This is a genomic window from Sphingomonas sp. Marseille-Q8236, from assembly GCF_965112005.1.
Window position 1 is genome coordinate 379,337 of record NZ_CBCOPO010000002.1, and the last position, 11,947, is coordinate 391,283.

Sequence of the window (11,947 nt, forward strand, 5' to 3'; positions counted from 1 at the left end):
ATTACCCTCTCAAGTCGCGGCGCTGACAAAGGCCAGCGTCGTGCGCAGTTCGGTTTGCCCTGGCGGCAGCGCGTCGGTCCGGCGATCGAGCAGCGTCTTCACGTTCTGCGCGGTGTTGAACTGGATGCGCCCGCCGGTCGGCCGATCGATGAAAACGCCCGCATCGGCATTGCGGATGTCGTTTGACCAGACGGCGATGCCGGATCGGTATTGCAGGCGCGGGATGCGCCCGCCCAGGGTCATGGTCGAACCGCCATTGCCCGAGAAGGACACGCCCCGCCGACAGCCGACGATGGTGTTGCCGTAAATCTCCTGGTTGACGACATCATTGTCTTCGCCCGGCCCGATCCCCCAGGAATAATTGTAGAGGTCGGCGTTCTCGCAGTAATTCCAGCGGATGATCCCGCTCGCCATGACCGCGATGCAGAAATTATGCCCCCGGACCCGGTTGCCTTCGACCAGGCAGGTTTCCGACCGCACCACGATCGCGCCCTTGCCGCCCCCGGTGAAAGCCGCGACCCGGTTGCCCCGCACGATCGCATGGGCGGGGCTGGAGACGTAGAGCGCGCTGTTCCGGCCGATCTGGATACAGTCGGCCTGGACGCCCTCGGGCGGCGGAATGTCGCAGCCGATGACGGCGACCAGGCCGCCGATGCCCTCGATGTAGACGGCATCGCCCGCCGCCTTGCCGATATTGTCGTGGACGTAGCAGCGCTCGATCCACACGTCTTCGGCCACGGCGGTCGTGGGCAGCGCGATCTCGCTGAACGGCTTGTTGCGGATTTCCACCACGTCGCCGACCGACGCCGTGCCGGTCAGGGTGAAGGACACGCCACCGCCCGAGAATGCGACCCCGCCGCTGGCCGTGCCCGTGACCAGGGACCCATCGGGTCGCCGCACCCGCCACCGGGTCGCCGATCCGCTGCCGCCTGTCGTGCATTCCACGCGGAAGATGCCGGTCAGCCCCGTCTCGGTGGTCGCATAGGCCTGCACGGTGACGGATGACGGGACCGCGCCCAGCGCCGCCTCGGCCTTGCGGGTGTTGCCGCGTATCGCGATCCCGATCGAATTGTCATCGGTACGCGACCCGTTGCCCGACACCTCGCAGTCCACCAGCATGATGCCGTAGCCGCCATAGCTGTTGACGCCGCGTTGCCGAGCGCCGGTCAGGTGCAGCCCCATGACGCGGAAGTCGCTGGCGCTGTTCTCATCGAGCGCGAAGAGCTGGCCCATGCCGACCCTGGGCGCGGCTCCGGAGCCGTATGCGCGGTACGTGCAGCGGTTGCCGGGCAGGAGCGTCTCGTTCCAGGAGCCGCCGCGTTCGAGAAAGAAATGCGTACCCGGCCAGAACTGCGTGCCGTCCGCCGCCTTGGCGAGCGTCTTCCACGCGGTCGCCGGGGTCCGCCCGTCCTTGCTGTCATCGCCGGTCGGGCTGACATAACGCCGCGTCTCGGCCAGGAAGGCGTCGTTCCGGTCGGCGGTCAGCGCCTCAAGGTCATCGTCGCCGACCTCTTCGACGATCTCGATCGAGCGTACCCATCCCGACATCGGCAAGGTGCCGTCCAGCCGCGCGCCGACCGCCAGCCGGTCCAGCCCGGCGGGCGGCTCCAGGAACGGCGCATGGGCGCATAGCCCGGCTGCCGCGATCGTCTGGCCGCGCGTACTGACCCGGTGGGCCATGCGGACCTTGCCGGGCCCGTACAGCCGGGGAAGGCACGGGCGCTTATGGCTGTTCCACTGCGTGCCGGTCAGTGCATGGTCGGTGGTGCGCGCCACCGTCATGACCTCGCCGTTCGGATTGCCCAGCTGCATAAACGTGCGCTCGATATTGTTCTGCTGCTGGATCTCCGCCTCGATGACGATCGTATGCGGTCGATCGAACAGATTGCGCCCGCGCACCTCCAATATGTCGCCACCGCGCGCGACCGGCTGGCCGACCGTGACGATCGGGCTGGTGATCACCTCCATCTCGACTTGCGCCAGGATGACGCGGACCCGGCCGCCCGGCCGCACCACAAGGCGGCCCTGCCCGCCGTTGGTGGTCGCGGTGTGCACGCGTCCGATCCGCGCCCATTGCCCGCCGAAATAGTCGGCCGTCGATCCGCCGCCGCCCGTGACGGTCAGATAGCAGGCCCCGGTGATGGACTTGGCATAGACGCTCGACGCCACCCGCGCGCCCGCCCCGGCGCTGAAGAACGGAATGGCAAAGTCGGTCGTCGTGCTCGGATTGTAGAACTCGACCACCTTGCCGTTCATGACGCCGGCATCCAGCAGAGCCGAGAAGATGTACTCGCTGCCGTCCGGCGTGCGGGCAAATCGCAGGCTGTCGGTATCATCGACAAGGGCGGCCGACGCGCCGCTGGGTCGGCTGTTGAGCAGCGTCCACCCCTCGATCGACACCGGCGCGGCGTTGCGCATGAACAGCAGGTTCTTGGCCGCAGGCTCGCGCAGGAAACCGAGGCCGGGGACGATCCGGGGTTGTCCGGCCGGGGCGATATACAGTGCGCCGGACGATGCCGCCGACACCCCGCCCGGCCCCGCGATCTCGATCTCCTTCATCGCCATGGCGGACGCGAACGCGGCGTTGTTCGCCTGATAGTCGCCGGTCAGGAAGTCCGCCCGCAGGATGACGCGCGGCTTTCGGCTCTGGAGGATCATTCGTAATACCCCTTCAGATAGACTTTCAGGCCGCGCGCGCCCGAGCCCTCCGCCTCGACATCGATGCTGACCAGCGCGTCGTCGGGGATGCGCGGGGTCGCGATGACCGGTTGCGGCGTGCCGTCCGCCTTGCTCGATAGCTGGCCGGGCAGGATGCGCAGCGGTGCGGACAGGATCGAGGTGCCCGCCACCCGGACGTTCATCCTGATCCCGTAGGACTGCAATGGCGACATGTCGGCCACGTCCACGAACGCCCGGATGTCCGACAGGATCAGGACACGCGGCGCGCGAAGCCCCGACAGTCCGGTGGCGACCCGGACCATCTCGCGAGCGCCGTAGCAGTCGAACAGCCAGTCGAAGGGCTGGCCGGTCGGAACGAGCGTCGCCAGCTTGGCCGGGCACATGACCAGCGCCGTCTCGTTGCTCCGGTTCGTCAGCGGGTAACGACCGTCCCCGTTCGGCCCGCCGGTCGCGGTGCCCATCATCCATGCATTGAACTGGTCTACCGAGTTGCTCCAGCCCTGCCACACCGCGATGAAGTCCGCGACGTTCTGGGGGGTGAGTGTCTGGTCAGCCATCAGAGAAGCGGCCTTTTCTGTTCGAGGACTTCCATGGCCGACCCCATCTTGACGATCAGCGCGATGTTATCGACCTCCTGATTCACGACCTTGAACACGAAGGTGTGATCGCCCGCCGGAAGGTCGGAGATGTAGACGAACGGGGTGAGGGTCGACTCGGCCTTGCTCTGCGTGCTGTCGAACACGTTGTTGATGCGGCCAGCCGGATAGGAGGTGGTCCCGTCCACCTCGACCGTGCACGTCATCTGGATATCGTCGTCGGACTGGAACATGCCGAAGAACGTCACCTTCATGACGCTGTCCGGCTCCTGCTTGGTCATCGATACGCTCGCGACGTTGGCGCTGGCGTTGCGGGCGATCGAGATGTTGCCGCTGACCGGGGCGACGCGGGTCTGGCTGATCGAAGACGTGACCAGGTGCTTGGTGATGACGGTGTCCGCCTTGATCTCGGTCACCTCGACCTTGCGCAAGCGCCACACATCGTCTTCGTCATAGACCAGCGCGTTGATCGCGTTGCCGCCGTTCGGGTCCACGAACTGATACCTACCGGCGACAAAGCTAAGGCCGCTGATCTTGCCGCCCGCGACGCCCTGGATGCCGACGACATCCCCGTTGGCATTCGCCGCGAACATGAACCGGGCCGTGCCGGTGCTGGCATTGACCTCCTGCAATTGCGTGACGAACAGCGAGAGGCCTTCCTGGGTCACGGCGACCTGCTCGATCACCTGCCGGATGGGCTTGCCGTCCACGAACAGGATTTTGTCGGTTTCCGCACGCCAGGTGCCGTTGACGATCATCTCGGCCGCGACGTTGAGGATGGTCTGCGCAAGGTCGGCGACGACATCGGCCGCTGGCCTGCCCGTCCACTGGACGAATGCCTCGGGATGGTCGGCGGTCTTGTCCGCGCCGGGCTGGGCAGGCTGCAAGTCGGCGAGCGACTGGCCGTCGGGGAAGGTGACATCGCCCGCCAGAACGGCGGCGCTGATCTCGCTATCGCTGTGGATGCGGTGGTTCTTCTGCCAGCCGATCTTGAGGTTGGCGACCGGCGCATAGGTCGCCCGCCGCTCGACATCCTCGAACACCACCGTCTCCACCGGGTCGGCAAAGGCGATGGGGCGAAGCGCGATGCGCCGATCGGCGGTGACGGCCCAGGTCAGCGAGGCGCGCAGGGTCAACCGGTCGAGCATCTGCGCCGGGGTTTCGTTCGCCTCGTCGGCATGAAGCCCCGCCGGGTCGGGGCGGATCGCCACGATCGCGGCCAGCGCATCGACCGGCGGGCCATCGGCGGCGATCGATATCGCCGCTGCGATCCCAGGCACGGTATCGACATAACCCGCCCCCTGCTCACCGCGAAGGTCGGCGGTCAGGGTGGACGGCTGGGTCCAGAATTTTACGCACGCGATGGAGGGTGCGACGGCGCATCCCCCGTCCGGGGCCTTGGCGGATTTCAGCGCCTCCAGCGTCGCCGCGATCGAGCCCGCCCACAGGACCATGACGATGGCGACCGGTCGCCCCTTGTCCTTGACCGCGTCGAAGCCGTCGAGCGGGCGGGCCGGATCGCCGAACTCATAGATATTCCAGGCGGCGAGAAGGACGCGGCCCTCCACGTTCCAGCACCGGCCCCAGCTCCGCCGCTTGACCCGGCCCTTGGCCGCCGCATCGCCCTCGATGCCGCCGGTCCCCGCAAAGGTGCCGGTGACCAGCGGCTCGCCGAGGCGGCCCGCCATGTCGGACAGGGTGAAGGTGAAGCGCCCGGCGCTGGCCGAATATCCCGCCACCGTGCCCACCAGGCGAACGGCAAAGCCGGGGTCGGCGGCGCGATCGTCGCTGACCGATACCGTGATCGGGGCATCGTTCCAGATCAGCCCGGCGATAAGCGCGCGGGTCGAGGCCATGGCGGGCGAGAAGCCGATCGCGCTGACCTGCGCTACCGCACCCCCGGTGAAACCATCCTTGCCGAAGCCGAGCGACGCCTGGACGCGCGGCAGGCTGACGATGCCCGCGCGCCAGTCGGACAGCCCCTTGAACAGATAGTGTGACCGCCCGCCACCGGCCAGCCGGATATCGACAGCCGCCCCGTTCGCGTCGCTCGGCCGCGCCTCGACGATGATCGTCTTCATTGCGGCTCCCGTGCGGCCAGGCCGACATTGGGGGTGACGGGCGACGCGTTGGTGCGCAGGCCCTGATCCACCAGTTCCTGGAGAAGTGCTGTCTGCGCCTCGGCGGCCTTCACCATCTGCGCGGACAGGGCATTGCCCGCCTCGATCGCGCTGACCTGGGCGGCCTGGACACCGGCGGCGGAATTGACGCGGTTCGTCTCCAGATCGACGATCGCCTTCGCGGCCTCGGCGGCCGACTTGCGGTCGCTGGCATATTCGTCGCCGCCGGTGCCGAACGCCTCCTTGCTGGTGGACAACAACTGACGGTATAGTTCCGCCATCTTGTCGGCCGCGCCGTCCTTGCCCGCCTCGGCATCGGCGCGGGCGGCGGCGATATCCTTTAGCAGATTATTGCGCCGATCGACCGCCGAGCCCTCGAACAGGTCTCCGCTCGTCATGCTGGTGAGCAGGTCCTTCAGGCTGCCGACCCGCGACTTCAGCGTATCTTCGAGCAGCTTGCCGCGTTCCTCGGCATTGAGCTTTTCGACCTGGAGCAGGTCCAGCCCATAGGTCTTGGCGAGCCGCACCCGCTCGGCGGCGGTCTGGTCGAAGCTGTCGAAGATGCTCTTGAGCTGGCCGGTCAGCCCGCCCAGGCTCTTTTCGAGGTTCTGGACCTTCAATGCCTCGGCCAACGCCTTGTCGATCGAGGTCGAGGATTGCAGCGCCTTTGCAACGGCGGGGGACAGGCCCTTCACCGCGCCGTCCGCGATCGCGTCGCGGATCGCGATCTCGATCGCGACCGCCTCATCCTTGCCGTCATAGAGCAGGCCGGAGCCCGGATGCTTGGCATCCACCCGGTTGCTGCCCGATCCATCGACGCGGAAATAATCCTCGCGCTTGCCGATCGAGACGTTGAACGCGCCGGTCTGCGCGCCGAGCTGGTCGGCGATCTTCTGGATACCGTCCTGGACGGACTTGGCGGTGCCCGACAGCTTTTCGGTGACCGACGACGCCCCGCGCGTCGTCGCTGCACTATCCACCGACGTGATGGTGGCGCTGCCCGATTTGGGTTTGGAAAACAGGTTGCCCACCAGCCCGCCGATCAGGCCGAGTGCTGCACCAGCGCCGGGAATGCCGGTCAGGCCGCCGATCGCCCCGCCGATCGCCGAGCCCGTGCCGTTGGTCTTGATGCCGACGAGGCTGGCGAGCGAGGACGCGGCCTGCCCCTCGAATGCCCCCGCGAGCCCCTTGCCCGCATATTTGCCCAGGCCCTGGCCGATCCGCGACGCCGTCTCGGGATTGGTGAAAAGGCCGATGGTCTTGGTCGCGATGCCGCCGATCGCGCTGGAAAACAGGTCCTGCGGGCTACGCGTGCCACGGCGGTGCGCGGTGACGGTGAAATCACCGCTGGTCCCGGCTTCCGGCTGCGCTGGCGGCGACGCGTCCGGCTGCCCCCCTTGCGGCCCGTTCCGCACGGCACCGGCGGCACCGCTGGCGGCGCGCGCCAGGCTGTCGAGCGCGGCGCTGGCCTGCCCGGTGCGCGCGGTGACGATGTCCACCGCCTGCGCCATGCGGGTCGAGGCATCCTCGACGACGCTGGTCCCGGTGACCTGATCCTCCAGTTGCTGGAACAGATCGCCGAACAGGTCATCGACCAGCTTTTCCGACGACACGCGCGCAAAGCTCTGCATGATCCGCTCGGGCAGCTTGTCGATGCCCGACTCGCCCGAGATGGTCGCGGTCAACAGGCTGCGGATATCGGCGATGCCTGCCAGATACACGCGCTGGCGCTGGGTCATGCGCTCCAGCTGGCGTTCCTGCGCGGTCAGCGCCTGGTTGGCGGCGAGGATCGCCTCCTTCTGCTCGACGGTCAGGGGCCCGCGCTGGCGCTCCAGTTGCTGGATGGTGCGCAGCGCCTCGGCCTGGTCGCGGTGGCCGGTGAGCATCTCCTGACCCACAGCGAACGCGTCGCGCTGGCTTTCGACGAAATCGGTGATGGGGCGGTTCAACCCTTCGCGCACGACGCCCTTGGCCTCCTGCGCCTGGGCGATGAGCGCCTTGAACTCGGGCGGCTTCTTGCGCGCCAGATCGTCCATGATGTCGTCGAGCTGGCGGATGGCGGCATTGGCCTGCCGCACGGCGGGTGGCGTCCGGTCGAACTGATCGGTGATGCCCGCGATCCGCGCGGCGGCATCGCGTCCGAATTCATCGCGGGCTTCGGTGGACTTGGGCTTTTTGGGGTTCCTGGTCCTGGCGTCCCGGCGCAGTTCCTTCGCCAGGACACCATCATCCAGCGATTGGTCCGTTAGATCAGCAATACGCTCTTTAGCTTCCGAAGCTACGCGATCCCTGATCGCTTCAATGAACTGCGTCTTACTGATCTTCAGGCCGGTGAAATCAAACTTCTCTGCGGCGCGCATAACGTCTACGTTCGTCGTCTTGCCAGCTTGCAGATCGGCAACGACAGCGCTCAAATTCCGGGCATTCTGCGAACCGCGCTCGGACCCGTTGAGTGCACCTCTGATCGCGGCAAGGGGGTCGGTGGCACTGGAGAGCAAGCCCGTACCATAGCCGCGCACCCGATCCTGCACGGAGATTTCCCCCGCCTGCTCGAACGTCTTGCGCGAGCTTTCGCGCGCGGCCAGCGCCTCGGCGCGGTGATTGATCGCGGTCAGGCGCGCGTTGAGGATCAGGAGCTCGTTCTGCTTCTTCAGCTTGCCGGTGGTCAGGTCGAACATCTGGCCGAGCGCGCTTTGCGCCTCGGCGAGGCCATCAGCGCCGAGCTTGACGGCTTCCTGCGCTTCCTCGGCTTTCCACAGGTTTTCGATGAACGGCAGGATGACGGCGGCACCGACCGTCAGCGCGATGCCCCAGGGGCCGGTCAGGAATGCGCCGACCTTGCCCGCCCGGCCGGACATTTCCGACATGGCATAGCCCATCTGGCCCATCTGCTGGGTAAAGGACCGCACCACGTCGCCGGTCGTGATCGCCTGCAAACCGAAGTCGCCGAACTGCTGGCCCATGTTGCGGACGGCGAACGCATTGCGGCGCGACTCCGCCTCCGCCTCCGCCGTGCGGCGCGCCGCTTCCCGTTGCGCCTGTGCGAGCTTGATCGCGGCGATCGCGGCGGCGGCTTCCTCACGCTCGGTCTCGTTCGTGGCGTTCGCCAGCCGCGCCTCGGCCGCCGCCAGCTCGGCCGCCTCACGCGCGGCGGCACCGCGCGCCTGGCTCTGGGTGTTGGTCGCGCGGGTCGAGCCCTCGGCGGCCTCGGTCGCCTGATCGGTCGCCGTCGCCTGCTGACGGGCCGCGTCCGACGCCGTGCCGGACGCGTCGGCCAGCGCCTGGGCAGCCTGCGCGGTGGAGCCCGAGGCACTGTTGGTGGCCTCCAGCGCCTGGGCCAGCTGGCCGGTGTCGGTGGCACTGGCCTGGGACTGCGTCGTCAGCGCCGACACGGCGGCGGTGGCCGATGCGGATGCCGTCGTGCTGTCGCGCAGGGATTGAGAATAGGCATCTTCGGCGGCCTGGGCGCGCTGTCGCGCCTGGGCCAGATCGGCGGTCGCCGCTGCGATCGCCTGGGCATCGCCCGCCGCGCGCGCGCTGCCGCCGCCCGGCGACAGGGTGATGGTGGGGTTGTCCGGGGTCAGTTCGACCCGACCTTTCGCACTGGCGAGCCGCGCTTCCGCCGCCGTCACCGCGTCGCGCGCGGCATCGCGTTCCGCCTTCGCCAGATCGGACGCGGCGCGCGCCGCCTCGGCGGCTTTGGCGGTGGTGGCGGCATGGGCTCGCCCGACGCGACCGGCGGCGGCGACCAGTTCGTCAGCGCCACCCGCCGCCTTCTTCGACTGGTCGGTCAGCGACGCCATGGCGGTGGCGGCCTGTTTTGCCGAGCCCCCCGCCGTGACCGAGGCGCGCGCGGTGGACTCCAGCGCGGCGGTCGCTTCGCGGCCCGCCGTGCCGACACCGGCGGCGCGCGAGGCCTCGCCGATCGCGGCGACAAGGGCTCGGGCCTGCACCACCGCACCCCCGGCCGCCGTGCCGATGCCGGTGATGGCAGCGGCGCTTTCCCTGGCGGCCCCGACCAGGCCGGTGCCATCGGCCTTGAGACGAACGGATACGATCAGGTCACGGGTCATGTCATGCCAGCGCGACCAGGGCCGCGCGCTCCATCATTTGCAGGTCGAGGAAAAGGTCCGTCGTCACGACGATCGCCAGCATGTCGGCGGTGGGGCGGACGGCGGCGTATTCCAGGCCGAGCCGCCCGCCCATCGCGTGGAACCGCCATTGACTGGTCAGCGCCATGAACAGCGTGACCACGTCGGCGTCGTCGGGCCCGATCTCCACCGTGTCGTCGCGGCGTCCGGCCGCGCGCCGCGCCTCGATCGCGGCGATCGCGGCGGCGGCGCTGTCGGTGGCCGCATCCTCCGCCGGTTTTCCGCCGCCGCGACCCTTGGCCCACAGGCTCGCGACGGCCTTCAGTTTCCCGCGCGGGTCTTCGGCTGGCCCGCGAGGCAGGCGCGGAAGGCGTCGAAGATATGGATGAACATCGACCCTTCGTTCATCAGCGAGCGCAGGTTCGGCGCGACCAGGGCTTTACGCTTGCCGTCCTCGCCCAGGTCGGTCAGCCAGTTCTCCGGCACGTCGAAGCGCAGCGGATCGCCGTTCTCGGCATGGACGCCGCGCCAGTCGGTCGCGATCTGGGCGACCAGCTCGGTATAGAGTTGCGCCTGATCGACCCCGCCCTGGCTTTCCAGTTCCTGGACGCGAACCACCTCGGAGATGAAGGCACCGGCGGCGTCCACCTTCAACAGTCGGAAGCGCATCTCGATGACGAAGGTCTGGACGCTGCCGTCTTCCATGACGACGGGGAAGGTGACGGGCGTCCAGGCTCGCGGCTGGGCGACGATACGATAGATGGGCTGGGTCATGGTCACTTCGCCGTGATGATGAGATCGTCGGGCGTCGTGCCGACGTTCATGCGCCCGGTGATCGAGATCATGAGCACGTCGTTTTCCTCCGACAGTTCGATATCGGTGATCTGGAGATGGTCCGACTTGAACTGGATGATGTTGCCAGCGACGATACCGTGATCGAGTTGCACGGGGATTTCATCGCCCTTGCGAAGCGTGCTGAAGTAATCCTTCGCCCCGATCGCCGGGCATTCGCCCAGGACACGGCAGGTCAGGCCGTGATTGCCGCGACCGATATAGTTGATGCCGACGAGGTTGCGCGGCGTGATCTCGGCATTGGCCTCGCCGGTGAAGCTGCGCAGGTTGAGCGCATAGCCGCCAAGCAGGAAGTCGGTGTTGGTCGTGTTTACCTCGACCGGGTCCTTCCACTGGTCGAACGCCACCGCACCGGGGGCCGCATCGCCGATGGCACCGGCGGCGGGCAGCAGCGCGGTCATGTCGATCTTGATGAACGGATAGGCCCCTGCGGTGAAATCCCAGCCGAAGGTGCCCCGGCCGCCCAGGCCGATGCGCTTCTGGTTGCCGTGCCAGTGATAGGCGGTCGCCGACGACAGCGCGACGCCGAGTGCGGCGAAGCGCTGCACGGCCGAGGTGTTGGCGGTCAGCGCGGGCGCGGCCATGCCGCACGCCTCCAGATGCTCCATCCACGCGGGCGCGGTCCCAGCCGCGCCCGATCCCGCCAGTTCCAGCTCGTAGCTGTAGGTCTGGCGCTCGTTGGACGGCGCATCCTTCGAGCTACCACGCACCGGACGGTCGAGGTTGCGCTGGATGCGATCGACGACGACCGGCTTGGCGGTGAAGTTGCGAGTCAGCGCGGCATTGACGGCACCGGTCGGCGCAGCGTCGGTGGCGTATACGGCCTCTTTCTTGAAAAAGAGGACCTTGACGGCGTCTACCATGAATCAGTCCTTGTCGCTGGCGCGGGGCGTGGTGGCGGGAACGGGCGCTTCGGCCTCGGCCTCCAGCGCCGGGTCGGGCTTGCCGCCGAGCGCGGCAAGACGCGCCGGGCCCGACAGGGGAAGGCCCCAATGGTCGAGCGTGCGCCCGGTCTCATCGACCGGGCGGGGCTGGGTGGCGTCAGCCTGGGCCGTATCGGCCTGGGCGGCGTCGGCCTTGGTGGTTTTGGGGCCAGAGGCCATCGGTCAGCAGTCCTTTTGCCGGAAGTGTACCGACAGTCAGACCCGATCCCGCGCGCGCGCGCGTCCTGCGCCAGCGCACCCCACGCCAAAATATTCTACTTGCGGTAGTGATAGCGGCACGACAGCCGCACTTCCCACGTCACCGACGCGGGGCTGACATTCGCCAGTCGCCCGCCGACAAGGTCTACCTCGCCCGACGCCTGGGGGTGGGTCCAGCCGACGACGGCATCCTTGACCGCCTGGACCTGCTTCTGGAGCTCGTCCGACACCGCGCCGCGCGCCAGCCGGGTGCCCACGGTTACGAAGACGGAGAAATTGAAGGTGACACGCTGGTCGCGCCGCCCCGCCATCTGGCTGGCTTCCGCCGACTCGACGGCGGGCACGACGTGGAGCGCGGGCAAGGCATTCGGCAAGTCCGCCTGGGTCGGCGCTTCCAGCACCCCTTCGACGGACTTGAAACCGCCTTGCTGGAGATGATCGACGATGGGCTTGATGGTCAGCATCGG

General features: G+C 68.0%; 9 protein-coding genes. All 9 read right to left on the reverse strand.

Features of this window, described 5'->3' with window-relative positions; all coding sequences use genetic code 11:
• Positions 1-9: 9 nt before the first annotated feature.
• The 9 genes from ACWPWT_RS14100 to ACWPWT_RS14140 all read right to left on the reverse strand — a co-directional run bounded on the left by ACWPWT_RS14100 (position 10) and on the right by ACWPWT_RS14140 (position 11,944).
• Complete coding sequence (locus tag ACWPWT_RS14100) at positions 10-2,658, reverse strand: hypothetical protein (RefSeq protein ID WP_454280199.1); 2,649 nt, start codon at positions 2,656-2,658, stop codon at positions 10-12.
• A complete protein-coding gene (locus ACWPWT_RS14105) occupies positions 2,655-3,236 on the reverse strand; it encodes a hypothetical protein (protein ID WP_454280200.1) in 582 nt (193 codons plus the stop codon). The genes ACWPWT_RS14100 and ACWPWT_RS14105 overlap by 4 nt, the downstream gene beginning before the upstream one ends.
• Positions 3,236-5,356: a hypothetical protein gene (locus ACWPWT_RS14110; RefSeq protein ID WP_454280201.1), complete on the reverse strand. Its 2,121-nt coding sequence runs from the start codon at positions 5,354-5,356 to the stop codon at positions 3,236-3,238. Before ACWPWT_RS14110 ends, ACWPWT_RS14105 begins: the two co-directional genes overlap by 1 nt.
• Entirely contained in the window at positions 5,353-9,468 is a 4,116-nt protein-coding gene (locus ACWPWT_RS14115; protein WP_454280202.1) for a hypothetical protein, read from the reverse strand. Before ACWPWT_RS14115 ends, ACWPWT_RS14110 begins: the two co-directional genes overlap by 4 nt.
• Position 9,469: 1 nt before the next feature.
• Positions 9,470-9,676, reverse strand: coding sequence for a DUF1799 domain-containing protein (locus tag ACWPWT_RS14120; RefSeq protein WP_454280203.1), 207 nt, complete (start codon positions 9,674-9,676; stop codon positions 9,470-9,472).
• Positions 9,677-9,807: 131 nt separating this feature from the next.
• Positions 9,808-10,260 carry a histidine kinase gene (locus ACWPWT_RS14125; RefSeq protein ID WP_454280204.1) on the reverse strand — a complete coding sequence of 151 codons (453 nt, stop codon included), beginning with the start codon at positions 10,258-10,260 and terminating at the stop codon, positions 9,808-9,810.
• Positions 10,261-10,262: 2 nt separating this feature from the next.
• A complete protein-coding gene (locus ACWPWT_RS14130) occupies positions 10,263-11,201 on the reverse strand; it encodes a phage tail tube protein (RefSeq protein ID WP_454280205.1) in 939 nt (312 codons plus the stop codon).
• Positions 11,202-11,204: 3 nt separating this feature from the next.
• Complete coding sequence (locus tag ACWPWT_RS14135) at positions 11,205-11,441, reverse strand: hypothetical protein (protein WP_454280206.1); 237 nt, start codon at positions 11,439-11,441, stop codon at positions 11,205-11,207.
• A gap of 95 nt (positions 11,442-11,536) precedes the next feature.
• Positions 11,537-11,944: a phage tail terminator protein gene (locus tag ACWPWT_RS14140; RefSeq protein ID WP_454280207.1), complete on the reverse strand. Its 408-nt coding sequence runs from the start codon at positions 11,942-11,944 to the stop codon at positions 11,537-11,539.
• Between the last annotated feature and the right edge of the window lie 3 nt (positions 11,945-11,947).

Coding starts and splice junctions, on each gene's coding strand:
- ACWPWT_RS14100 (WP_454280199.1), bottom strand. CDS start 2,658: ATGATCCTCCAGAGCCGAAAGCCGCGCGTCATCCTGCGGGCGGACTTC.
- ACWPWT_RS14105 (WP_454280200.1), bottom strand. CDS start 3,236: ATGGCTGACCAGACACTCACCCCCCAGAACGTCGCGGACTTCATCGCG.
- ACWPWT_RS14110 (WP_454280201.1), bottom strand. CDS start 5,356: ATGAAGACGATCATCGTCGAGGCGCGGCCGAGCGACGCGAACGGGGCG.
- ACWPWT_RS14115 (WP_454280202.1), bottom strand. CDS start 9,468: ATGACCCGTGACCTGATCGTATCCGTTCGTCTCAAGGCCGATGGCACC.
- ACWPWT_RS14125 (WP_454280204.1), bottom strand. CDS start 10,260: ATGACCCAGCCCATCTATCGTATCGTCGCCCAGCCGCGAGCCTGGACG.
- ACWPWT_RS14130 (WP_454280205.1), bottom strand. CDS start 11,201: ATGGTAGACGCCGTCAAGGTCCTCTTTTTCAAGAAAGAGGCCGTATAC.
- ACWPWT_RS14135 (WP_454280206.1), bottom strand. CDS start 11,441: ATGGCCTCTGGCCCCAAAACCACCAAGGCCGACGCCGCCCAGGCCGAT.
- ACWPWT_RS14140 (WP_454280207.1), bottom strand. CDS start 11,944: ATGCTGACCATCAAGCCCATCGTCGATCATCTCCAGCAAGGCGGTTTC.